Genomic DNA, 23,468 nt, shown 5'->3' with positions numbered 1-23,468 from the left:
GGCCCACCCGGGCGCGCCGCCGACAAGGAAGCCTGATGAACGACACTACGCCCCCTGCCGCCCCCCGTTCCCCTGCCCGCTGGCTGCTGGCCAGCGCCGTGGTGGTGGGCCTGGCGGCCGCCGGCTACGGCGCCTGGTACTTCTGGCAGCACCAGCAGCGCGAACAGCAGGCACAGGCGCAGACCGCCGCCGTGCAGCTGCGGGGCCTGGAAGCAGCGGTGGACGCCCTGCGCCGCGACCAGCGCGCCAGCAGCCAGCGCCTGCAGGATGCGGCGGCCACCAACCGCGTGCTGCGCGACGAGATGCTGGGCCTGTCCCAGCGCAGCGCGCTGCTGGAAGAAAACCTGGCCAAGCTGACCGAGAGCGCCAACCTGGGCCGCCAGGCGGTGCAGCGCGACGAGGCCGAGCTGCTGCTGACCCAGGCCGCCCAGCGCCTGGCCTTCGCCGACGATGTGGATGGCGCGCGCCGCCTGTACGGCCTGGCCGCCACCGCGCTGGCCGAACTGCCCGACAGCGATGGCCTGAACCTGCGCCAGGCGCTGGTGCAGGAACGCGAAGCGCTGGATGCACTGGGCAATGGCCCGCGCGTGCTGGCCCTGCAGCGCTTGGATGCGGTCTCGCAGGCGTTGCAGCGCCTGCCTTCGCAGGTGCAGCCCACAGCGCCCGTGGCGCCGGTCGCGCGGCCCTGGTGGCAGGCGGCCATCGCAGCCTTCGTCGATATCACCCCCAGCCGCCTGCAGGGGCCACTGACCGCCGGCGAACGTGCCAGCGCCGAACAGGCACTGGAACTGGAACTGACCCTGGCCCGTGCCGCCATTGAACGCGGTGATGGCCGCGGCCGCGATGCCGCGCTGGCCCGTGTGGACCAGTGGGCCCAGCGCCGCTGGCCGGATTCACCAGCCCTGCGCGCGCAACGTGCTGAACTGCAGGCCCTGCGCCAACTGCCGCTACAGGCCGATGGCAACGTACTTGGCAGCACGCTGCGGCAGCTGCGCACCCAGACCGACCGGAGGTAAGACCGTATGAAGCCCGTGCAATCCCTGGTCGTGCTGTTGCTGGCCGTGGCCATCGGCATCGTTGCCGCGCAATGGCTGGGCGCCGAAGACCTGAACCGCTATGGCGAGGTGATCCTGCGCCACGGTGGCTACGACTACCACAGCAACCTGCCCAAGGTGGCGCTGCTGGCGGTGATCGCCGTGCTGGTGCTGTGGCTGCTGTGGAGCCTGATTGCCGCACCGTTCCGTGCCTGGGGCCGCTACCGCCGCAAGCAGGGCCGGGTGCGCCTGATCGATGGCCTGCAGGCCTATGAACACGGCCAGTGGCAGCGCGCGGAGAAGCTCCTGGACGGTGCCGCGCAGGATTCGGAAGTGACGGCGATCGCGCTGGCCAACGCGGTGCGCAGCGCGCAGGCGCGGGCCGACGGCGCCGGCGGTGAAGCGCTGCTGCAGCGGCTGGGCGAGCGCGATGCCACGCTGCATGCGTTGCTGCGCGCCGAACAGCTGCTGGCCCGCGATCTGCCGGTGGATGCGATCAATGCGCTGGACGTGGCGGCGATCCAGCCGCTGCCGCCGCGTGGCCTGTGGCTGCGCACCGAAGCGCTGGCCCGCGCTGGCCGCGCCCACGAGGCTTACGGCCAGCTGGGCGCGCTGCGCCAGAGCAAGGTGCTGCCCAGCGAGGCCGCCAGCGAACTGGAAGCCCGGCTTGCCGCGCAGGCGCTGCTGGAAGCGGCCGATGTGAACGCGCTGGCCGCGCAGTGGGAAACCACGCCCAAGGCGCTGCGGCCGACGCCCGATGTGGTGGGTGCCTATGCCACCCGCGCGGTGGCGTTGGAATGGGACGAACCCGCCCTGCTGGCGCTGGAACAGGCACTGGACCAGCGCTGGGACGACGAACTGGTGGCGCTGTACGGCCGCCTGCCGGTAGACCGACTGGCCACCCGCCAGGCCAACCTGCAGCGCTGGCGCAACGTGCATGCGGATTCGGCGGCGTTGCGCCTGGCCCAGGGCCGGGTGGCGCTGGCGCAGCAGGATTGGGCGGCGGCGGAAACCTTCCTGCACGAGGCCGTTGCCGCCGGTGCCGGGGCGCCGGCGTGGGAAGCACTGGGTGAAGCCTTCGCCCAGCGTGGCGAACCTGCACTGGCCGCGCAGTGCCTGGGCAACGCCCTGCGCCTGCAGCGCGGCGAGGACAGCGTGGCGCTGGCGCGTGACGGCACCGCCGAGGCACCGCTGCGGGCCACGGTGGAAGAGCAGCCTACGGCGGTGCAGCCGCCGGTGTATGACGCGAACGAAGAACGCGACGCGTTCGGCAACCCGCGATTGCCGTGACCATCGACGCATCGCGCAACGAAAACGCCGCCCGATGGGCGGCGTTTTCAATTCCAACGTTTGATGCGCTCAGCGTTCGACGATCGCCACCACGCCCATGCCGCCGGCGGTGCAGATCGACACCAGGGCACGGCCGCCGCCACGTTCGGCCAGCTGCTTGGCGGCGGTGGCGATCACGCGGGCGCCGGTTGCGGCGAACGGGTGGCCGGTGGCCAGCGACGAACCCAGCAGGTTGATCTTGTCCGGGTCGATGCGGCCCATCGGTGCATCCAGGCCCAGGCGGTTGCGGCAGTAATCCTCGCTCTCCCACGCGCGCAGGGTGCACAGCACCTGGGCGGCGAAGGCTTCATGGATTTCGTAGATGTCGAAATCCTGCAGGGTCAGGCCATTGCGCTTCAGCATTTCCGGCACGGCCACGGTCGGCGCCATCAGCAGGCCTTCGCCGTGCACGAAATCCACCGCCGACACGTGCGCATCACGCAGGTAGGCCTGCGGCTCGTGGCCGTGCGCGCGGGCCCATTCTTCGCTGGCCAGCAGCACGGCCGCGGCGCCGTCGGTGAGCGGGGTGGAATTGGCCGCGGTGAGCGTGCCACGGCCGGAGACCTTGTCGAACGCGGGCTTCAAGGTCGCCAGCTTTTCAAGCGAGGTATCGGCGCGCAGGATGTTGTCGCGCTCCACGCCGCGGAACGGTGCGATCAGGTCATTGAAGAAGCCGCGCTCATAGGCAGCGGCCAGCTTCTTGTGCGACGAGACAGCCCACTCGTCCTGCGAATCGCGCGAGATGTTCCATTCCTTGGCCATGTCCTCGCAGTGGTCGCCCATGCTCTTGCCGGTGCGCGGCTCGGCCACGCCGGGGAACTCGGGCTTCAGTTCAGAGAACTTGAACCCCGAGGTGAGGGCACGGATCTTGTCGCCGGTGGTCTTGGCCCGGTTGGCGGCCAGCAGGCGCGCGCGCAGCTTCTTGCCGTAGACGATCGGCACGTCGGAGGTGGTATCGGAACCGCCACCGATGCCCGATTCGATCTGCCCCAGGGCGATCTTGTTGGCCACGGTGATGATGCTGTCCAGCGAGGTGCCGCAGGCGCGCTGCAGGGTGATGCCCGGGGTCAAAGGCGACAGGCCCGAGGACAGGGTGGCCTCGCGGCCCAGGTTCCAGTCGCTGGAATGCTTGATGACCGCACCCATGGCCACTTCGCCCAGTTGCTGGCCATGCAGGCCGAACCGTTCGACCAGCGCGCCCAGCGTACGTACCGACATGCCAAGGTTGCCGACATCCGAATACGCGGTGTTCTGGCGGCAGAACGGAATGCGGACGCCACCGAGGATGGCGACGGGACGAGCGTTGGGCATGGAGATACCTGGCATGGATGAGGGTGTCTGCAACATGGCCTGCACGACAGAGCAGGCATAATGGGGCCAAGTGTAGCTGCCGCCCTGTGATGGGCCAACCGTGGAACCATGAGCAAACCCGACCCCGCGATGAACGCCCTTGGCGTGCTGGCCCTGGAACTGGCCGGCGGAGAAATTCCTGGCCAGGCGGTCCTCAGCGCCGAACAGGCCGGCGAACTGGCCGAACGTGTCGGCCGCGATCTTTCCAAGCTGGTGCCGCAGGTGGCCGAGCTGGACCTGGTCTTCGCCGCCGCCCATTTCGACCCGGCCGAAGTACTGCGCCCGGGCTGGCCGATCCACCGCCGCCTGGAAGAACTGCAGATGCGCGCGCCCGGCAGCAACCAGGGCCCGCGTCTGCTGGCCTTCGGTGCCGATGCGCAGGGCGACGTGCCGCTGCCGTTCCAGGCCGATACCACCCTGGTGGGCGGTGGCCTGCGCGTGGTGCCGTTCCTGCTGACCGGCACCGATGCGGCCACCATTGCCGCGGTGGCCGATGCGCTGGAAGAAACGCTGCTGGCCAACGGCATGGCCCATGCCGATACCGCGCTGATGGCGCAGAAGGGCTTCGGCGCCCGGGTCGAGCACGCGCGCTATTTCACGGTGAATGACCTGGCCGCGATGATGTCGATGCAGTACGACAACCAGGGCCTGGCCGCGCTGTGGCCGCTGATCGAGACGGCGATCCTGGCCCCGGCCGAGGAAGAGTGGCTGGACGCGGCGCCGGAACCGCTGCTGCGCTATGTGCAGGGCGAGGCGCGCATGGCGCTGTTCGACCCGGCCGGCTGGTGCGCCTACTACAACCATGGCAAGGGCGATTGTGATCGCCTGCAGGGCATCTACGAACAGTTCCTGATGCGCCAGCGGCAGATGGCCGCGGTGCTGGAGGCACACGGCGTGCCGGTGCTGTTCGTGCACTGCGAAGCCGGCCAGGACGCGCGCGCGCTGCTGGCGCGCTGATCTTCCGGGATACCTTCCGCCGGGCATGGCCCGGCGCTACCGTGCCCGGGCGCGTCTGCGCGAAGGGCCAGTCGAGCAAGCTCGACTCTACGAAAGCGGCGTTCCGCCGGGCATGACCCGGCGCCCCATACAGGAGTTCCTGCGATGACCGTTTCTGCGTGCCGACGTGCCGCCTGCCTGCTCGGGCTGGCCCTGAGCGGGTTGGCCCAGGCCAGCGCCCCGGTGCGCACGGGTGATGACAATCTGCCGCTGGAGTACACCAGCGTGGCAGCGTTCGCTGAGAAGCTGCCGCAGCGCAAGGACATCGAGCGACTGCAGGCGCAGACGCCGGCCGGCATGGTCGTGCTGCAGACGAGCAAGGAAACCGTGGAGAACGACCCCGACTACACCGCCACGACCTGGGTGTTGTTCACCGCGCCACATCCGTTGGCGCCCTCGGTGGTGCGCATGCGCACGGCGATCGGCTGGGATCGCGAACATCCGTTTCGTCGCACCCGCAAGATAGCCACCCTCTGCGAGGGCAGCACGGCCGCCTGCGATGCAGTGGCGGTGCAGGCCAGGAAGTTGGCCGCGGCACCGTTGTAAGGCGATCGGATGCAATCCGCCTGGCATGGCCCGGCGCCAGCGCAATGAAAAACGCCGGCTTTCGCCGGCGTTTCTGCTTTCTTACGGGGCCTTCTGGATGACCGCGCAGGCCAGGCGCGCGCCGGCGTTGCCGGTCGGCTGGGTCTTGTAGTCGTCGGCGTCGGCGTGGACGATCAGGCCTCGGCCGATGATGTCGAAGTCATCACCCTTGCCGATGTTGACGTTGCTGGACACCGGGCCATCGATGGTGGCCACGCCCTTGTCGTCGGCCTTGATGTTGGGCATGTCGCCGCCGTGGTGCGGATCGGCCGCCACGCTGCCGTGGTCCTGCTTGCCCGGGTTGAAGTGGCCGCCGGCGCTCATGCCGTCCGGCGCGCTGCAGTCACCCTTTTCATGGATGTGGAAGCCGTGCTCGCTGCCCGGCTTCAGGCCACTGATCTGGCCGCTGACGTGCACCTTGCCATCGACCACTTTGAAGGTGACGCTGCCCTTGGTTTCATTGCCCTGGGTCGGTGCCAGTTCGGCGCTGGCCGTGGCGTCGGTGGTGGCGGCAGCAGCCGCGTCGGCAGCCGGGGCACTGGCCGGATCGGCCGGTGCTGCCGAACCTTCGGCCGGGGTGGTGGCCGGTGCTTCGGCTTCCGGCGTGGCCGGCTGGCTGCAGGCCGCCAGGCCCAGGGCGGCGATGGCCGCGAACAGCGAAGTGTGGATCAGACGCATGTGAATCTCCTTGGTGAGGGTGCCGGCGGGCGATCAGCGGGTAACCCGGATCACGCCGCAGGCGATGCGGACGCCGGCATTGCCGGCGGGCTGGCTGCGATAGTCATCGGCGTTGGCATGCACGACCAGTGCACGACCGGCGATATCGGTGGCGGCGCCTCCGCCTAGGGTAACGCCCTTCAGGTGTACATCGATGTTGGCGCGGCCCTGCGCATCGGCCTGCAGGTTGTCGATGTCACCCAAGTGATGCTTGCCACTGCCGGCGCGACCGTGCGCGCTGCCACCGGGGTTGAAATGATTGCCGGCACTGCTGGCGTCGACCGCACTGCAGTCGCCGCGTTCGTGGATGTGGAAGCCGGCCTGCTGCATCGGCTGCAGCCCACCGATCAACCCGGTCAGGTGCACGCCGCCACTTTCCGGCTTCAACACCAGGCGACCGCTGACGATGCTGGCCGAGGCCGGCGCCAGGTTCGCTTCGGCCTGCTGCGCGGTGCTGATCACGTTCGGCGGCGGCGGCGTGGGCTGCGGCTTCTTCGGCGCGCTGCCGCAGGCAGACAGCAGCACGGCGGCGGACAGCGGCAGAAGGGCATGTGAGAGACGCATCGAAGACTCCTTGCAGGTAACACTACGGACGGCATCGTCCATGACGGATCAACGGTTCGGCAAGCGGGCGCGAGCAGGGTGTGCAGATTCCGTTCAATGGCCGCCGCGGCGGCGGCCGGCGCCCAGCTTGCGGGTGAGTGTGTTGCGGCCCAGCCCCAGGCGTGCCGCGGCCTCGGCACGGCGGCCGTGGGTGATCTGCAGGGCGGCCTCCAGCAGGGCGTGGTCCACCCGATCGCGCACCTGCGCATGCAGGCCTTCGGCCCCTTCCTGCAACTGCCGGCGCGCCCATTCGGACAGCAGGGTTTCCCACTGCCCCGGATCGGCACCCGCTGCGTGGCCACTGCCGCGTCGCTGGCGGGTGCGGTTCAGCGCGGTGTCCACGTCGGCCACGCCGATGGTCTCGGCGGCGGCCAGCGCGGCCATGCGCCAGCAGACATTTTCCAGTTCACGCACGTTGCCGGGCCAGTCGTGTTCGCGCAGCGCCTGCAGGGCGGCAGCGGTCAGCCGCTTCGGCGGCGTGTCCAGCTTGTGGGCGGCGGCGGCCAGAAAGGTGCTGGCCAGCTGCGCGATGTCTTCGCGGCGCTCGCGCAGCGGTGGCAGCTGCAGGCGCACCACGTCCAGCCGGTGCAGCAGATCGGCGCGGAACTTGCCCTGCGCCACCAGCCCTTCCAGATCCTGGTGGGTGGCGGCGACCACGCGCACGTCCACATGGATCAGCTCGCGGCCGCCGACCCGGAAGAACTCGCCCTGGGCCAGCACACGCAGCAGGCGGGTCTGCAGTGGCAGCGGCATGTCGCCGATTTCATCCAGGAACAGGGTGCCGCCGTTGGCCTGTTCGAAGCGGCCGATATGGCGGCGCTGCGCGCCGGTGAAGGCGCCGGCTTCGTGGCCGAACAATTCGCTTTCCAGCAGCTCGGCGGGAATGGCGGCGGTGTTGAGCGCCACGAACGGGCCCTGCGCACGCGGCGATTCACGGTGCAGCGCGTTGGCCACCAGTTCCTTGCCGGTGCCGGTTTCGCCGGTGATCAGCACCGCCAGCGGCGCCTGCGCCAGGCGGCCGATGGCACGGAACAGCGCGCGCATGGGCGGGGTGTCTCCCACCAGCTGCGGCGGCTGGTCGCTGGGCGCTTCGTTCACCGGGGTTGGCGCGGCCAGGGCCGGGGCCACCGCCGGCAGCACGCGCTGGGCCAGCGCCACCGCATCGTCCAGATCGAAGGGCTTGGACAGGAATTCGTGGGCGCCGCCGCGGAACGCACCGGCCGTGCTGGCCACATCGGTGTAGGCCGACATCACCACCACCGGCAGCTGCGGCAGTGCAGTCTTCAGCTTGTCCAGCAGCACCAGGCCATCGTCGCCGGGCATGCGTACATCGGTGAACAGCAGTGCCGGCGGCGGGTTTTCGGCCAGCGCTTTCAGTGCCGCTGCCGCGCTGTCGAAATCGTCGACCTGGTAGCCGGCTTCACGCAGTGCGGTGCACAGCACGAAGCGCACGGCGCGGTCATCGTCGACCACCCAGACGCGCTGCGCGGAAAGAGAGACGTCAGACATCGCGCGGGGCCTCCTCGGCCGGGGCGGTGCCGTTGCCGATCGGCAGCAGCAGGGTGAACACGGTATGGCCGGGGCGCGAGCGGTAGGTGAGCGTGCCGCGATGCTCGCGGGTGACCTGCTGGGCCAGCGCCAGGCCAAGCCCGGTGCCCTCGGCGCGGCCGCTGACCAGCGGCAGGAACAGGTGCTCGGCCAGTTCTTCGGGCACGCCACGGCCGTCGTCGGCAATTTCCAGGCGCAGCGCCAGCGTGTGCAGTTGTTCGGCAATGCGCACGCCATGCTCGACGCGCGTGCGCAGGGTGATGACCCCGGCGCCGGCCTGGATGGCGTTGCGCACCAGGTTCCACACGGCCTGGGTGAGGCGGTCGGCGTCGCCGGCGAATTCGGGAATGCTGGGGTCGTAGTCGCGCTGCAGGCGCACCGCCCAGCCGGCTTCGCTTTCGGCCAGGCGCAGCACGCGCTCCAGCGAAGCGTGGATGTTCAGCGAGGCGTGCGGCGCGGCCGGTGCCGGCGACAGCAGCTGGTCGAGCAGGCCATTGAGGCGTTCGATTTCCGAGCCGATCAGTTCGATCAGTTCGCGTTCGCTGGCATCGCGCTGGGCCGCCCGGCGGGCCAGCAGCTGGGCGGCGCCCTTCAGCCCGGCCAGCGGATTGCGCAGTTCGTGGGCCAGGCCCTTCAAGGCGGCGCTGAGCGCGCTGGGCAGGGCCTGGGTCGGGTCCAGGCCGGGAAATTCATCCACCGGGTGCGCTTCCAGCAGCCAGCCGCCGTCATCGCGGCGGCTCATCCAGCCTTCGGCGAAGCGCGCGCCTTCGCCCGGTACGGCCAGCGCCAGCCGGTTCAGGCGCAGGCTGTCGCGCTCGTCGCGGGCCAGGAAATGGGCCAGTGCCTCGCCCTGCACTTCCAGCGCGGCCAGCGGTTGGCCCAGCAGGCGGCGGACGCTGACGCCCAGCCAGCGGGCGAAGGCGGGGTTGCAGCCGATGATGCGGCCATCGGCCCCGGCCCAGGCCAGCGGCGTGCCGAGGGCATCAAGGGAGGGCGGGGGTGCGGGGTCGGACATTGCACCAATGTAGTGCAAAACGAGGTGTGGGGGTCAGAGCCCTTTTCTGCGAAAAGGGATCTGACCCCATGCGCGGTGACCCCATGCGCGGTGACCCCTGCCGCAGGTCGAGCAAGCTCGACCACGACCGGGTGCGTGGCCGGGTTACAGCTTCATGTTCAGGCCGACGAAGACGCTGCGGCCGGGCGCGGGCGAGAACATCGGGCGGGCGCTGTCCCAGAAGAAACTGTCGTACCAGGCGTAGGCGTACTCGCGGCCGGTGACGTTCTTCAGCTGCAGGTCCACGCTCCAGCGCGGGTTGAACTGGTAGGCGGCGCTGAGGTCGAGCACGGCAAAGCCACCGAACTTGCCGGCCACGTTGCGCTCTTCCAGGTAGTAGTCGCCCTGTGCGCGTGCCTGCAGGCCCAGCCGCAATGCGTCGCTGGCCTGGTAATCCACGCCCAGGTTGCTGATGTGGCGCGGCGTGGCGGCCACTTCGCGGCCCTGCAGGGAAACGCTGGCATCGCGGTCGTCGCGGGTGATCTTCGCTTCCTGGTAGGCATGCGAGGCCCACACCGTCCAGTCATCGCCCAGCTGCAGGCTCAGCTGCGCATCCACGCCACGGCGGCGGGTCTTGCCCAGGGTGACCGTGGTACCGGTGGCCGGCATGTTGGACACCTCGTTTTCCGCATCCTGCTGCCACACCGCCAGACGCGCCTGCGCGCCCTGGAACGGCTGGAACTTCAGGCCCAGCTCCATGCCGGTGTTGGTGGACGGCTGCATCGGCGCCTGGCCGGGGCTGAGATAGGCCGGCGCGGTGGACCCGGTGAGCACCTGGAAGGTGCGGCCCCAGTTGGCGTAGACGTGCGTGTTGGCACCCAGGCTGTGGATCACGCTCAGCTTGGGCTGGCCGATGCTGCCGTAATCCTGCAGGCGGCCGGTGCTGCCATCCATCAAGCGGGTGCGGCCGCTGAAGCGGTCCACGCGGTAGGCCGGCACGATCTTCCAGGCGGTGTTTGGCTGGTAGATGGCCTGCACGTAGGCGCCCCAGTTGTCGAAGCTGTGGCGATCGTTGTTCTGCACCCGCGCCGGCGCCACGCTGAAGTCGGTGGGCTCGGCGTAGCTGTAGCGCTCGCGGGTGTAGCCGTTGTCCTGCTGTTCGTAGTTCAGGCCAGCTTCGACAGTGAGCACGGGCGCGGCCTGCCAGGTAAGCGTGCTGATCAGGCCGGCCTGGCGCTCATCCCACACGCGGCGCTGGCGCGGCAGGTTGCCGCTGGGCAGGTCGCTGAAGGTGACGCGGCGGTCGTCTTCGTAGCGGTTGTAGTACAGGCGGGTGCCGAAGCTGAGGGCGTCGCTGAGCGCCAGATCCAGATGCGCGGCGATCTGCCGCATGTCACGGTCATCGCCATCGTTGGCATTGCGCAGGTCGCTGCCACGACGGTGCGTGCGCAGTTCCTCGGCGGTCATGAAGCCCGGTTCGTCGGCTTCGTGGTGGTAGGCGCGCGCGGTCACGCCCACGCGCAGGCCGTCTTCCAGCGAACCGTAGAACCACTTGCCGCCCAGCGCGTACTTCTTCGAGGTGTCGTGGTCGCGGTAGCCATCGCTGGCCTGCTGGCCGACGAAGTAGTTCTGCGCAAAGCCGTTGCTTTCACGGCCGATCGCCAGCTGCGCATCGCGGGTGTTGTAACTGCCGTAGGCCAGCCGCGCGTCGGTGTAGTTGCCGCCCTGGCGGGTACCGAAGTTCACGTTGCCGCCGATGTTGTGCAGCCCGTAGCGCGGGTCGTTGGTGCCGCGCACTACTTCGATGTAGCTGATTTCCAGCGGGAACAGCATGTCGATGAAGCGCTGGTTGCCGCTGTTGACGTTGCTGGGAATGCCGTCGATCAGGGTCTTGATGGCATTGAGGTAGCCCTCGCCGTTGAAGGCGCGGAAGCTGACCTTGCCCGATTCGGCGCCCTGCCGGGTTTCGGTGAGCTGGATGCCGGGCATCTGCCCCAGCAGTTCCCAGCTGTGCGAGACGTTGCGGTCTTCGATCTGGTCTGCGCCCAGCACGTCCACCGAGGTCAGCACCTGGTGGGCGCTCAACTGGCCTTCGCTGTGCTGGTGTACGTCGACTTTGCCCAGGGTGAGCGCAGCGTCGGCCGATTGCGCGAAGGCATCGGGAGCGAAAGGGGCGGCCGCTAGGGCTGCGACCAGGGTGGGGGTCTTCATGGGGGTGGAAGGGCGCGGGCAAAATGTAATTCTATAACATTTCGCCCGCGCGCTTTGTAGAGTCGAGCCATGCTCGACTTCGCACCTGCCGTTGCCGAGAGCAGTCGAGCAAGCTCGACTCTACAAGAGCGGTGGAGCAGTCGAGCAAGCTCGACTCTACAAGAGCGGTGGAGCAGTCGAGCAAGCTCGACTCTACAAGGGCGGTGGAGCGGGTATCGCGCGGGGGGTTACACCGGGTAGCCGGTGGCTTCGCGGGCCTTCTTCCAGGCGCTTTCGAATTCACGGGCGCTGATTTCGTCGTCTTCGTCGAAATCCAGGAACGAGACGGGCTGGTCGGCCAGCACGAAGCGGTCGTCGCTCTGGCCGTGCTCGTCGGCCCAGACCAGCTTGGTGCCGTAGATTTCCACCTGGCGCACGATCTTCTCGCCGCGGGCTTCCATCAGCACGTTGCCCTTGCCCAGGCCCGATTCGGCCCAGTGCTTGTAGTACTTCTTGGTGGTGTGGCTTTTGACGTTCTTCATTGCGGGGGCCGGACAGTTCGGATGGCGCCATTATCAGGCATCCGGGGTCAGAGCCCTTTCCTACTGAAAGGGATCCGACCCCGGCCGGGTCAGTTCGGCAGGGCGGCGCCCTTCGGCCACAGCAGCCAGATGCGGCCCTGCTGCTTCATGTCGCCGGCCAGCTTGCCTGCGGCGTCGCCGCTGCCCCAGTACAGGTCGGCACGCACTTCGCCGGCAATGGCACCGCCGGTGTCCTGCGCGGCCACCGGCCGCACCACCGGGCTGCCATCGGGTCGCGTGGTGGACAGCCACAGCAGGCTGCCCAGCGGCACCACGCTGCGGTCCACCGCCACGCTGTAGCCGGCGGTGAGCGGTACGTTCAACGAGCCGCGTGGGCCTTCCGGGCTGTCGGGGTTGCGCACGAAGAACACGTAGCTGGGGTTGCTGCGCAGCAGTTCGGGCACGCGCGCCGGGTTGGCCCGGGCCCAGGCGCGGATCGCATCCATGGTCACGTCCTCCTTCTTCAGCGCGCCCTGGTCCACCAGCCAGCGGCCGATGGCGCGGTATGGGTGGCCGTTCTGTTCGGCGTAGGCCAGCCGCACCTGGCTGCCATCGGCCAGGCGCACCCGGCCCGAGCCCTGGATCTGCAGCAACTGCAGGTCCATCGGGTCGGTCAGCCAGGCCAGTACCGGGGCCTTGGCGCCCTTGCTGGCGATGGTGCCGGCATCGTCATAGGGCTTGAGCACCTTGCCGTCCAGGCGGCCGCGCAGGCGCTTGCCCTTCAGTTCCGGGTACAGGCTGTCCAGCTGCACCACCACCAGGTCATCGGGCGTGCCATACACCGGCACGGTGGCGGTCGCGGTGCGGGTCAGGCTGCCGCTGTAGATGGGTTCGTAGTAGCCGGTGATCAGGCCCTGTTCGCGGTGGCCGCCGGCGCGCAGTGCATAGACCTGCAGATCGCGCTGCAGGAAGGCGCGGATGGCGGCCGGGTCCTTGTCGGACACCGTGGCTGCGGTCGTGCAGGGTCGTGCCCAGATCGCATCGTTCTTCAGGCGGCTGCAGCTGCTGCGCCAGGCGCTGAAGCCGGCCAGCAGGTCGGCATCGGAAACGGCCGGCAACGCATTCCAGTCGGCCTTGGCGTAGGTGGCGGCAGCCGGCGGGGCGGCCGGTGCGCCCGGGCCGGTGCCGGTGGTGGCACAGCCAGCAAGCAGGGCAACGGCCAGGAGGGTGAGGAGCGCGCGCGGGGACGACGTAACAGTGATCATCGTCGCAATGTAGTGGGGCCGATGGTGGCCCGGCAACCTTGAGCACGGGTAGCGCCGGACCACGCCCCGCGGGTGTTCAGGCTTACGGCGTCTGCAGCAGCAGCGAATGCAGGATGCGCGCGTCTTCTGCATCCAGCGTCCTGGGCAGATCGTCACTGCCACGGAAACGGCGATGGAACGCGGCGACAGCCGCTTCGCGATCGTCCAGCGGGTAGCCGAAACGGGCCAGCGCGTTCCACGCGTCGAAGCCGTCCGGTGCGGGACCATCGCTGGCGCGCGGCCACACGCCGAAACCGGCGGCGGCCAGCTGCTGCCACGGGAAGAAACGGCTGGGATCGGCCTTGCGCGTGGGAGCCAGATCGGCGTGACCGATCACTTGCCGCGGCGGAATGTTCAGGCGCGTGGTGAGATCACGCAGGAGGACGATGAGCGCGTCGATCTGCGCCGCGGTGAACGGCGTCTGCCCGTTGTTGTCCAGTTCGATGCCGATCGACGTGGAATTCAGATCGGTGAGCGTGCCCCAGCGGCCGGCGCCGGCATGCCAGGCGCGGCGTGCATCGGCCACCAGCTGGTAGCGATGGCCATCGGCGCCGATCAGGTAGTGCGCGCTGACCGGGCCGCCGCTGTTGGCGGTGCGCAGCGTGTGCAGGCTCTGCTGCACCGATTCCTGGTCGGTATGGTGGATGACGATGGCCACCGGGCCACGCGCATTCTGGTTGGGTGATGGCACCCACGTAGCCAGCGGGTTGCGGACATCCTGCGGCGTGGACGCGCAGGCGGCCAGCAGCAGGCAGGCCGACAGCAGAAGGGGCGTGCGGATCGGGTGCATGCACCGATTGTGCGCGATCAGGCGCGACGATGCATGCCCACGGAGTAGATCCACGCCGTGCGTGGATGCTGTGGCGGGCGACCTTCGCAGGCCGCCCGCCGTTGCATCAGGCCTCGTAGGCCGATTCACCATGCGAGGTGACATCCAGGCCGGTACGCTCGGCCTCTTCGGTCACGCGCAGGCCCACCACCACCTTCACCAGCAGCAGGATGGCCGCGGTCACCACCGCCGACCAGACCACGGTGAGGCCAACGCTGACCACCTGCACCCAGACCTGGTGGCCGATATCCAGATCGGCCTTGGTGCCGCCCAGCGACTGCGCGCTGAACACACCGGTGAGGATGGCGCCGACGATGCCGCCCACGCCGTGCACACCGAACACGTCGGCGGTGTCGTCCACCTTCAGCAGGCGCTTCAGGCCGGTAACGCCCCAGACGCAGACCACGCCGGCCACGAAGCCGATCACGATCGCGCCGAGCGGGCCGACGGTGCCGCAGGCCGGGGTGATGCCGACCAGGCCGGCGACTGCACCCGACGCAGCACCCAGTGCCGACGGCTTGCCCTTGGTGATGGCTTCCACCAGGGTCCAGCCCAGCACCGCCGCCGCAGTGGCCAGCACGGTGTTGAGGAACGCCAGCGAGGCGACGGTGTCAGCGGCCGCGGCGGAACCGGCATTGAAGCCGAACCAGCCCACCCACAGCAGCATCGCGCCGATATAGGTGAACGGCACGTTGTGCGGCTTCAGTGCGGTCTGCCCATAGCCCAGGCGCTTGCCCAGGAACCATGCGCCGACCAGGCCGGCCACACCGGCGTTGATGTGCACCACGGTGCCACCAGCGAAATCGATCGCGCCCATTTCACCCAGGTAGCCGCCACCCCAGACGATGTGCGCCATCGGGATGTAGCTGAAGGTGAACCACAGCGCCGAGAACAGCAGCACCGCGCGGAACTTGATGCGTTCGGCGAAGGCGCCGACGATCAGTGCGGTGGTGATGCCGGCGAAGGTGGACTGGAAGGCCACGAACAAGTAATCGGGCAGCCCGGCGATGGGCGTGTTGCCCACCGAATCGGGGGTAAAGCCCTTCAGGAAGGCGAATTCGGTGAACGAACCGAAGAACGGGTTGCCTGCGCTGAACACCGCGCTGTAGCCGTAGGCCACCCACAGCAGCAGCACCAGCGAGAACACCACCAGGATCTGGCTGAGCACCGACAGCACGTTCTTCGAACGCACCAGGCCGCCGTAGAACAGGGCCAGGCCCGGCACCACCATCAGCAGCACCAGCAGGGTGGAGGTGAGCATCCAGGCGACGTCGCCGTGGTCGAACGCCGGCGCAGCCGCTTCAGCGGCCGCCGGTGCGGCCGCAGCCGGGGCCTGCAGCGGCTCAACGGCCACGGTTTCATTGCCCAGCGGGGTGACCTGGGCCTGGGCATGGGCAGCGCCCGGCCAGACGCCAGCGGCCAGTGCGCTGAGCAGCATCAACAGGCACACCAGATGGAACCGGGCTTGCCACCCGGCGAGAAGGCGCATCTTCATGGGGGAATCTCCGGAAGGGGGCTTACAGCGCGTCGGCGCCGATTTCGCCGGTGCGGATACGGATGACCTGCTCGACGGCGGTGACGAAGATCTTGCCGTCGCCGATCTTGCCGGTGCCTGCCGAACTCTGGATCGCTTCGATCACCGCTTCGGCACGCTCGTCGGTGACCACGGTTTCGATCTTGATCTTGGGCAGGAAATCGACGACGTACTCGGCGCCGCGGTACAGCTCGGTATGGCCCTTCTGGCGGCCGAAGCCTTTCACTTCGGTCACGGTGATGCCCGACACGCCTGCGTCGGAAAGGGCCTCGCGGACCTCGTCGAGCTTGAACGGTCGGATGATGGCGGAGATCAGTTTCATGCGCATGTCCCGATGGTGGATGGGGCCACGGCGCGGTTGCGCGGTGGCATCTGGCAACCACGGGCCATCAGTGCGATGGCCGTGGCTGTTGCACCGGACACGAACGGGGCCGGGACGGCCGTGCCTCTCTCCTTGCACGGCCGACGCGGGAGGGAGGGCGGCCCTTGTCGCGTGTCCGGTCTCTCTTGCCCCTGGATCGGGGGTCAGAGCCCTTTCGCATGCGAAAGGGGTCCGACCCCGGTCTGACGGCGGCTCCCCAGCCGCAAAGATCGGAGGCGATGGCGACGGGTGGGAGGGGTACCCGCCGCCATCGCCGCCCAATCAGTTGGCGTAGTACATCTGGTATTCCAGCGGGTGGGTGGCCGCGCGGAACTTGGTCACTTCCTGCATCTTCAGCGCGATGTAACCGTCGATGAAGTCATCGCTCATCACGCCGCCGGCCTTCAGGAACTCGCGGTCCTTGTCCAGCGCTTCCAGGGCCTGGTCCAGCGAGGAGCAGACCTGCGGAATCAGCTTCTCTTCTTCCGGCGGCAGGTCGTACAGATCCTTGTCGCTCGGTGCGCCCGGGTCGATCTGGTTCTTGATGCCGTCCAGGCCGGCCATCATCAGCGCGGTGAAGGTCAGGTAGCCCGACTGGATCGGATCGGGGAAGCGCATTTCAATGCGGCGCGCCTTCGGGTTGGACACCCACGGAATGCGGCACGAGGCCGAACGGTTGCGGGCCGAGTAGGCCAGCATGACCGGGGCTTCGAAGCCCGGCACCAGGCGCTTGTAGCTGTTGGTGCCCGAGTTGGCGAAGGCGTTGATGGCCTTGGCGTGCTTGAAGATGCCGCCGATGTACCACAGCGCCAGCTGGCTCAGGCCGCCGTAGCCGTCGCCGGAGAACAGGTTGGTGCCGCCCTTGGACAGCGACTGGTGCACGTGCATGCCGCTGCCGTTGTCGCCGACGATCGGCTTGGGCATGAAGGTGACGGTCTTGCCGTTGCGGTGCGCCACGTTCTTGATGACGTACTTCATGCGCAGCAGTTCGTCGGCCTTCTGCACCAGGGTGCTGAACTTGGTGCCGATCTCGCACTGGCCGGCGGTGGCCACTTCGTGGTGCTGCACTTCCACTTCAATGCCGACCTGTTCCAGCGTCTTGCACATTTCAGCGCGCAGGTCGTGCAGCGAATCGGTCGGCGGCACGGGGAAGTAGCCACCCTTCACGCCGGGGCGGTAGCCGCTGTTGGTGCCGTCGTACTTGGCGCCGCTGTTCCAGGCCGCTTCTTCCGATTCCACCTTGAAGAAGGTGTTGCCCATTTCATTGGCAAAACGCACGGCGTCGAAGATGAAGAATTCCGGCTCCGGGCCGAAGAACGCCGATTCGGCGATGCCCGACGACTTCAGGTAGGCCTCGGCGCGCTTGGCGATGCCGCGCGGGCAGCGGCCGTACGGCTGCATGGTGGCCGGGTCGAGGATGTCGCAGCTGATCACGATGGTCGGATCGGCATAGAACGGATCGACATAGGCGCTGGCCGGGTCCGGCAGCAGGACCATGTCCGATTCGTTGATGCCCTTCCAGCCAGCGATGGAGCTGCCGTCGAACATCTTGCCCTCTTCGAACAGCGACGGCTCGACGATGCTGACCGGGAAGGTGACGTGCTGTTCGACGCCACGCATATCCACGAAACGCAGATCGACGAATTCGATCTGGTTGTCCTTGATCAGCTTCTCAACGTTTTCCACGGACATCGGTACGACCTCGGGTGGGAATGAATGCCTGCTGAGGTACAGCAATGACCGTGCCAACTTTTTCTTGGCCGCAACTGCTTGATTTGCAATGGCACGCCCCAGCGGGGTGCACGACCGTGCGCACCAAAGGGGTGCACAGCGCCCCACGCGCACCCGTTTGGTGCGGCAGGGATGGTCTATTCTCTCGGGCTTGTTCCCGCCACCGAACGTGCCTGCCCTGCCCATGTACGACCTGCTCTCCGCCCTGCTGCTGGGCATCCTCGAAGGCCTGACCGAGTTCCTGCCGATCTCCAGCACCGGCCACCTGCTGATCGCCCAGCACTGGCTGGGCCCGCGTTCGGATTTCTTCAACATCATCATCCAGGCCGGCGCGATCGTGGCCGTGGTGCTGGTGTTCCGCCAGCGCCTGTGGCAACTGGCCACCGGGCTGGGCCAGCGCGAGAACCGCGACTACGTGTTCAAGCTGGGCGCCGCGTTCCTGGTGACCGCCGTGGTCGGCCTGCCGGTGCGCATGCTGGGCTGGGAGCTGCCGGAAACGGTCAGCCCGGTGGCCTGGGCGCTGATCATCGGTGGCATCTGGATGCTGCTGGTGGAGGCCTACACCACGCGCCTGCCCGACCGCGACCAGGTAACCTGGACCGTGGCCATCGGCGTGGGCCTGGCGCAGGTGGTGGCCGGCGTGTTCCCCGGCACCTCGCGTTCGGCCTCGGCCATCTTCCTGGCCATGCTGCTGGGCTTGAGCCGGCGCGCGGCCGCCGCTGAATTCGTCTTCCTGGTGGGCATTCCCACCATGTTCGCCGCCAGTGCCTACGCGTTCCTGGAACTGGCCAAGGAAGGCAAGCTGGCCAGCGAGAACTGGACCGACGTGGGCGTGGCCTTCGTTGCCGCGGTCATCACCGGCTTCGTCGTAGTGAAGTGGCTGCTGGGCTATATCAAGTCGCACCGCTTCACCGCGTTCGCGTTCTACCGCATCGCGCTGGGCGCGGCGCTGCTGCTGTGGTTGCCGTCCGGCAGCTGAACGACGCCGGGGCAGGCCAACCCCCTGCCCGGCCGTGATCCGTTTGCATCCGGGTTCCCAAGGAGATCCACCATGAAGCGCACCGTTACCCTGCTCCTGCCGCTGGCCCTGCTGGCCGCCTGCAGCCAGACCCCGACCACCGCACCGGCCGGCACCGGCGGCGATGACCTGGCCCCGGCGGCCGCCAAGGCTGGCGACCAGAAGGCCGTGGCCCATCTGGATGCGCAGCGCCTGCAGAGCCAGCACTGGCGCCTGCAGCAGGCCACCGGCGCCGACGGCGCCCGCATCGACGCACTGTTCGCCCGCAGCGACGCGCCGGTCACGCTGGATTTCGCCGACGGCCGCGTGTCGATCAGCAATACCTGCAACCGCATGGGCGGCAGCTACACCCTGGCCGAGGGCACGCTGACGATCAGCCCGATGGCATCGACCCAGATGGCCTGCACCGACGCTGCGGTGATGGCGCTGGATGAAGCCGTGTCGAGCCGCCTGCAGGGTGAACTGAAGACCGCCCAGGGTGCCGACGGCAGCCTGACCCTGACCACCGCCAAGGGCGACGTGCTGGTGTTCGCGGCCGAACCCACCGCGGAAACGCGCTACGGCGGGCCGGGCGAAACGGTGTTCCTGGAAGTGGCAGCGAAGACCGCCAAGTGCTCGCACCCGCTGATTCCGGACTACCAGTGCCTGCAGGTGCGTGAAGTGAAGTTCGACGACAAGGGCCTGAAGCAGGGCACCCCGGGCGCGTTCGAGAACTTCTACGGCAACATCGAGGGCTACACGCATGAAGACGGCGTGCGCAACGTGGTGCGGGTGAAGCGCTACGCAGTGAAGAACCCGCCGGCCGATGCACAGTCGCAGGCATACGTGCTGGACATGGTGGTCGAGTCGGCCATCGAGAAGAAATAAGTAGCGTCGAGCTTGCTCGACTGCTGCTGGGTAGAGTCGAGCCATGCTCGACTGCTGCTTGGTAGAGTCGAGCTTGCTCGACTGCTTCTCATGCAGTCGAGCATGGCTCGACTCTACAGAGGGCCAAGTCGAGCATGGCTCGACTCTACGACGGCGCGGTTGGGCTTACAGCGCGGGGTTCAGCGTGTAGGTGCCGTGCAGCGCCGCTTCGGCCAGCACGTGGCCGTGCATGGCGCGGTAGGCGTCGTTCGCGGTGAAACGCTGCGGCAGGTCCAAGCTGGCCACGTCCAGGGCGAACACGCGGAAGAAGTAGCGATGCACGCGCTCGTCGTTGAACGGCGGGTACGGGCCGTCGTAGCCCAGGTAATCGCCGGCCATGTCCGGATTGCCGGCAAACCAGCCGGTGAAATCGTTCACGCCCTGGCGGCTGCCGACCGGGCCGGTGGGCGCGGTCTTGCCCTTCACCACGAAGCCATCGCTGCAGCTGCCGGCAGCGATCTCGTGCACGTCGGCCGGAATATCGGCCATCACCCAATGCACGAAATCGCAGCGCGGCTGGTCGCGCGGCACGGTCATGTCGCTGCGGCCGACGGTTTCCGGCACCGTGGGAACATCCGGGTCCACACACACCAGCAGGAAGGAACGGGTGCCGGCCGGCACCTCGCTCCAGGCCAGGTGCGGGTTGCGGTCCGGCGCGAAGCCATTGGCATCGCCGGCGGCGAATTCGCGCGGCACCGGGGCGCCGTTGACCAGGCTGTGGCTGCTCAGTTGCATCAGGCTCTCCTTATTCTTCCGGGTAACCCAGGCGCACCGCGACCGGGGTGAGCTGGGCGAAGGCGGCATTCATCACGTCGCGGTAGACGCGCCAGTGGCCCGGCGGGAAGCGCGGTGCACCCAGCTGCGGGGCCACCGGCATCGGCCGCTCGAACAACTGTTCCAGCATGGCCGCCATCGCGCGCGGATCATTGCCGATGGCATCGATGCGCAGCAGCACGTGCGGGTACAGATCGTCCTCGTGCAGGCTGGCCACCTGGGCCAGCGCACGCGCCAGCCACTCGGCGGCCTCGGCCAGCGAGGTCATCGCCAGCGGCGCGGCCGAGCCGTAGGCCACCCAGTCCAGCAACATGTCGCGCGGGTCGCGCAGCACCACCAGCAGGCGGCCCTGCGGCAACTGCGGGCGCAGCGACCACAGCAGCGCGTTGTCCCACCACAGCAGCCAGTCGATGATGGTGTCATCTTCCACGCCACGCGCCGGCAACTGCTCGCGCCAGCGCTGCACCAGGCGTTCCGGGGTCAGCACGCCCGACGCCAGGTCCTGCAGGGTGTGGTAGTTCTGGAAGGCATCGTCGGGCGGGGTGTTGGTGTAGCGATCGCTGCGCAGCACCGGGCTGGCGGCCGCCAGACCCGTGGCAACCCGTTCCACGCCCGAACCCGGTGCACCCCACAGGAAGATCGGCGCCGAACCGCTCTGGCGCGTTGCCTCGTCAATCTCGGCCAGCGCCGGCCAGCTGGGCGGCGCCTTGGCCTGCGGCGGCAGCGGCAGGCGCTGCGGGGCCTGCTCGGTCTGCAGGGCCAACCAGGTGCGCAGGGCATCGGCCGGCTTGCCGGCGCGGTCCTGTACTTCGCCCAGCCAGGTACGCAGGTCGCTCTGCGCGCCCTCGCCTGCCTGGCCGATCAGCGCCTGCACACGGGCGATGGCGGCGTCGGGGTCACGCTGCATCAGGCCGTCGATCAGGCGGGTTTCGGCACTCACCCGGCCCGGTTCCAGCGCCACGATGCGTTCGGCCACTGCTTCGGCCTCGGCGTGCTGGCCGGCCATGTCGTGCAGGCGCATGCGCGCTTCCAGTGCCGGCAGGTGCGCAGGCATGGCGGCGATCCAGCGCTCGACCACGGCCACGGCGGCATCGCTGCCCACTTCTTCCACGGCCAGGCGGGCCAGCCACGGGTCGTGCAGCGAAGCATTCGTCTCCAGCACCGCGTCCAGGCGTGCGCGCGCTTCTTCTTCGCGGCCCAGTCGCTGCCAGGCCATCAGCAGCAGCTGCAGCACCTGGCGGTCTTCGGGCTGGGAATCCAGCAGCGGCAGCAGGTGTTCCAGTGCCTGCAGCGGCTGGCCGCTGCGCAGCGACAGTTCACCGGCCAGGCGGCGCATCGGCGGCACGTCCAGCGACGGCTGCTGCAGGGCGACCTGCATGGCCTCGGCGGCGGCGTCCAGGTTGCCCTGGCGCAGCGCCAGCTGCACCACCAGGCCATGCAGCGAGGTGATGGCCGGGTTCAGCAGCAGCACGCGGCGGAAGGCCTGTTCGGCGAAGGCCAGCATGTCCTTGCCCAGGTAGGCAAAGCCCAGCGCGTACAGCACGCGCGGGTCATCCGGCAGGGCCTGGCCCGCGGCCGACAGCAGGGCCAGTGCGCGGTCGGCATCGCCGCGGCGCAGGGCCACCATGCCATCGATGGTCAGCAGTTCCGGATGATCCGGCTCCAGCCGGCCGGCCAGGGTGGACAGGCGCTGCGCTTCATCGAAGTCGTTGCGGCTGATGGCCAGGTGGGCCTGCATCAGGTAGGCCGGGAACGCATTCGGGTTCAGGTCGGTGGTGCGCAGCAGCGCATCGTCAACACCGTCGAACTGGCGCAGGGCCAGCAGCAGCCCGGCCTGCTGCAGGTGCAGCTGGGCGTCGTCGGGGGCCAGTTGCAGTGCCTGCTGCAGCGCGTCCAGCGCGGCCTGCGGCTGGCCCTGCTGCTGCAGCGCAAGCGCCAGCCAGCGGTGGGCCTGGGCCTGGCCCGGTTCGTCGTGGGTCCACGCCTGGGCCAGCTGCACGGCCTGGTCGGCCTGGTTCTGGCGCAGCGCCTGGATGATCTGGTCTTGCATGGCGGTCCGGTTCAAGTGCAAACCCGCATTGTAGCGGGCCGCGCGGTGCTGCCGGTTCAGCCGCCCAGTACCCGGCGCAGGCGCTGGGCCACCCAACGTTCGGAAAAGCCATCGCCACGCCAGTTTTCCAGGAACCCGCAGTGGCCACCCCAGCACGCGGTTTCCAGCCGTGCCTGCTGCGGCAACTGCCAGTTGCCGAAGGTGGAGTACGGAATGACCGGATCGTCCTGGGCCATCAGGATATCGGCCGGCACCTGCAGCGTGGACAGGCGGTCGCCGGCGATGGAATAGCCGTCGAAATAGGCCTGCAGCGAGCCGAAATCGGTATGCCGTTCCACCAGCCAGGCGGTGAGCGCGCGGATGTCCAGCTTCAGTACGCGGTCGTCGCAGTCGCTCAGTTCGGGGAACAGATCGCGCTTGCGGCGCAGCGAGCCGGCCCACTTGCGGCGGAAGTACCAGTCGTACATGGCCGGGCCGTTCTCGATGCTTTCCATGGTCAGGGCCGGATCCAGCACGGGACAGACCGAGGCCACCTGCAGCAGCGGCACGCCGGCGGCGGGCGCGCGCAGGGCCAGCCGCAGCACGAAGTTGCCGCCCAGCGAATAGCCGGCCGCCACCAGCGGCAGCCCCGGCCAGCGCCGCGCGATATCGCCGGTGGCCTGCACCACTTCGTCGATGCGGTTGGAATGGAAAATGCCGGGATTGAGGTGATGGGTGTTGCCGTGGTCGCGGAAGTTCAGCCGCACCACGTCGAACCCTTCTTCAATCATGCGCGCGGCCGCCATGCGCATGTAGCTGGATTCGGCGCTGCCTTCCCAGCCGTGCAGCAGCAGGGCCATGCCCTTGGGCTCGCGCCCTTCGATGTAGTTGTGCCAGCCCTGCAGGCGCACGCCATCGCCGCCGTCCAGGATCAGTTCTTCACTGACCGCACCGGTGGCGGCCAGCAGCAGCAGGCCGCGCTGCAGGCGCATGCGGCTGGAACTGAGCATGGACTGCAGGTGCGGGTTGCGCAGCCAGCGCGGCGGCTGGTAATCGGCCGCAGTGAGCATCGGCGGTACAGCCGACAGGGACGGTGGCGGGTCTATGGCCACCGC

The 23,468-nt window shown here is 68.6% G+C and carries 21 protein-coding genes; 6 read left to right on the top strand and 15 right to left on the bottom strand.

Translation table 11 applies throughout. The annotated features are described in order from the left end of the window. The first annotated feature begins 35 nt into the window (after nucleotides 1-35). Nucleotides 36-1,016 carry a uroporphyrinogen-III C-methyltransferase gene (locus C1933_RS00750; RefSeq protein WP_108751792.1) on the top strand — a complete coding sequence of 327 codons (981 nt, stop codon included), beginning with the start codon at nucleotides 36-38 and terminating at the stop codon, nucleotides 1,014-1,016. 6 nt (nucleotides 1,017-1,022) lie between these two features. Continuing rightward, nucleotides 1,023-2,324: a heme biosynthesis HemY N-terminal domain-containing protein gene (locus C1933_RS00745; protein WP_108751791.1), complete on the top strand. Its 1,302-nt coding sequence runs from the start codon at nucleotides 1,023-1,025 to the stop codon at nucleotides 2,322-2,324. Between the two features lie 69 nt (nucleotides 2,325-2,393). On the opposite strand, the gene C1933_RS00740 is transcribed toward C1933_RS00745, so the two are convergent. Beyond that, nucleotides 2,394-3,689, bottom strand: coding sequence for an acetyl-CoA C-acetyltransferase (locus tag C1933_RS00740; RefSeq protein WP_108748044.1), 1,296 nt, complete (start codon nucleotides 3,687-3,689; stop codon nucleotides 2,394-2,396). A 93-nt stretch (nucleotides 3,690-3,782) separates the two neighbouring features. Between C1933_RS00740 and C1933_RS00735 the strand changes: the two genes are divergently transcribed. Together C1933_RS00735 and C1933_RS00730 are read left to right on the top strand one after the other, a co-directional pair. Next, nucleotides 3,783-4,670 carry a hypothetical protein gene (locus C1933_RS00735; RefSeq protein ID WP_108751790.1) on the top strand — a complete coding sequence of 296 codons (888 nt, stop codon included), beginning with the start codon at nucleotides 3,783-3,785 and terminating at the stop codon, nucleotides 4,668-4,670. A gap of 144 nt (nucleotides 4,671-4,814) precedes the next feature. Further along, a complete protein-coding gene (locus C1933_RS00730) occupies nucleotides 4,815-5,255 on the top strand; it encodes a hypothetical protein (RefSeq protein WP_108751789.1) in 441 nt (146 codons plus the stop codon). A gap of 81 nt (nucleotides 5,256-5,336) precedes the next feature. Here the strand turns inward: C1933_RS00730 and C1933_RS00725 are convergent, their stop codons facing one another. From C1933_RS00725 to glnA, 11 genes are all read right to left on the bottom strand, one after another. Then, nucleotides 5,337-5,972 (bottom strand): superoxide dismutase family protein, encoded by a 636-nt coding sequence (locus tag C1933_RS00725; RefSeq protein ID WP_108748041.1) that lies wholly within the window; start codon nucleotides 5,970-5,972, stop codon nucleotides 5,337-5,339. A 33-nt stretch (nucleotides 5,973-6,005) separates the two neighbouring features. Next, entirely contained in the window at nucleotides 6,006-6,575 is a 570-nt protein-coding gene (locus C1933_RS00720; protein WP_108751788.1) for a superoxide dismutase family protein, read from the bottom strand. Nucleotides 6,576-6,668: 93 nt separating this feature from the next. Further along, a complete protein-coding gene (gene ntrC / locus C1933_RS00715; RefSeq protein WP_108751787.1) occupies nucleotides 6,669-8,123 on the bottom strand; it encodes a nitrogen regulation protein NR(I) in 1,455 nt (484 codons plus the stop codon). Next, nucleotides 8,116-9,177 carry an ATP-binding protein gene (locus C1933_RS00710; RefSeq protein WP_108751786.1) on the bottom strand — a complete coding sequence of 354 codons (1,062 nt, stop codon included), beginning with the start codon at nucleotides 9,175-9,177 and terminating at the stop codon, nucleotides 8,116-8,118. Before C1933_RS00710 ends, ntrC begins: the two co-directional genes overlap by 8 nt. A gap of 144 nt (nucleotides 9,178-9,321) precedes the next feature. Beyond that, entirely contained in the window at nucleotides 9,322-11,367 is a 2,046-nt protein-coding gene (locus C1933_RS00705) for a TonB-dependent receptor (protein WP_108751785.1), read from the bottom strand. Nucleotides 11,368-11,594: 227 nt separating this feature from the next. Further along, nucleotides 11,595-11,888 (bottom strand): hypothetical protein, encoded by a 294-nt coding sequence (locus tag C1933_RS00700; protein ID WP_108751784.1) that lies wholly within the window; start codon nucleotides 11,886-11,888, stop codon nucleotides 11,595-11,597. An 89-nt stretch (nucleotides 11,889-11,977) separates the two neighbouring features. Then, the gene (locus C1933_RS00695; RefSeq protein ID WP_108751783.1) at nucleotides 11,978-13,132 is read right to left on the bottom strand and encodes an MltA domain-containing protein; all 1,155 of its coding nucleotides are present in this window, start codon (nucleotides 13,130-13,132) and stop codon (nucleotides 11,978-11,980) included. 82 nt (nucleotides 13,133-13,214) lie between these two features. Next, entirely contained in the window at nucleotides 13,215-13,961 is a 747-nt protein-coding gene (locus tag C1933_RS00690) for an N-acetylmuramoyl-L-alanine amidase (RefSeq protein ID WP_108751782.1), read from the bottom strand. A 106-nt stretch (nucleotides 13,962-14,067) separates the two neighbouring features. Next, nucleotides 14,068-15,495, bottom strand: a complete 1,428-nt coding sequence (gene amt, locus C1933_RS00685; protein ID WP_108751781.1) for an ammonium transporter — start codon at nucleotides 15,493-15,495, stop codon at nucleotides 14,068-14,070. Nucleotides 15,496-15,517: 22 nt separating this feature from the next. Beyond that, on the bottom strand, nucleotides 15,518-15,856 hold the full coding sequence (locus C1933_RS00680) for a P-II family nitrogen regulator (RefSeq protein ID WP_164275288.1): 339 nt from the start codon (nucleotides 15,854-15,856) through the stop codon (nucleotides 15,518-15,520). A 321-nt stretch (nucleotides 15,857-16,177) separates the two neighbouring features. Further along, nucleotides 16,178-17,587 (bottom strand): type I glutamate--ammonia ligase, encoded by a 1,410-nt coding sequence (gene glnA / locus C1933_RS00675; RefSeq protein ID WP_108751779.1) that lies wholly within the window; start codon nucleotides 17,585-17,587, stop codon nucleotides 16,178-16,180. Nucleotides 17,588-17,810: 223 nt separating this feature from the next. Here glnA and C1933_RS00670 point away from each other — a divergent pair, with 223 nt between their 5' ends. Then, nucleotides 17,811-18,605 (top strand): undecaprenyl-diphosphate phosphatase, encoded by a 795-nt coding sequence (locus C1933_RS00670; RefSeq protein WP_108748030.1) that lies wholly within the window; start codon nucleotides 17,811-17,813, stop codon nucleotides 18,603-18,605. A 72-nt stretch (nucleotides 18,606-18,677) separates the two neighbouring features. Beyond that, on the top strand, nucleotides 18,678-19,511 hold the full coding sequence (locus C1933_RS00665) for an META and DUF4377 domain-containing protein (protein ID WP_108751778.1): 834 nt from the start codon (nucleotides 18,678-18,680) through the stop codon (nucleotides 19,509-19,511). A gap of 165 nt (nucleotides 19,512-19,676) precedes the next feature. Here C1933_RS00665 and C1933_RS00660 read toward each other — a convergent pair whose 3' ends face one another. From C1933_RS00660 to C1933_RS00650, 3 genes are read right to left on the bottom strand one after another with little or no spacing between them, the layout of a single operon-like run. Beyond that, nucleotides 19,677-20,285, bottom strand: coding sequence for a YbhB/YbcL family Raf kinase inhibitor-like protein (locus C1933_RS00660; protein ID WP_108751777.1), 609 nt, complete (start codon nucleotides 20,283-20,285; stop codon nucleotides 19,677-19,679). A 10-nt stretch (nucleotides 20,286-20,295) separates the two neighbouring features. Next, the gene (locus C1933_RS00655; RefSeq protein ID WP_108751776.1) at nucleotides 20,296-22,374 is read right to left on the bottom strand and encodes a tetratricopeptide repeat protein; all 2,079 of its coding nucleotides are present in this window, start codon (nucleotides 22,372-22,374) and stop codon (nucleotides 20,296-20,298) included. Nucleotides 22,375-22,430: 56 nt separating this feature from the next. After that, nucleotides 22,431-23,465 (bottom strand): alpha/beta fold hydrolase, encoded by a 1,035-nt coding sequence (locus C1933_RS00650; protein WP_108751775.1) that lies wholly within the window; start codon nucleotides 23,463-23,465, stop codon nucleotides 22,431-22,433. Nucleotides 23,466-23,468 lie beyond the last annotated feature (3 nt).

Origin of the sequence: Stenotrophomonas sp. ZAC14D2_NAIMI4_6 (assembly GCF_003086875.1) — a bacterium.
Lineage (GTDB): Bacteria > Pseudomonadota > Gammaproteobacteria > Xanthomonadales > Xanthomonadaceae > Stenotrophomonas.
The sequence above is the reverse complement of the archived record's forward strand: the minus strand, read 5'-3'. Positions and strand labels throughout refer to the sequence as shown.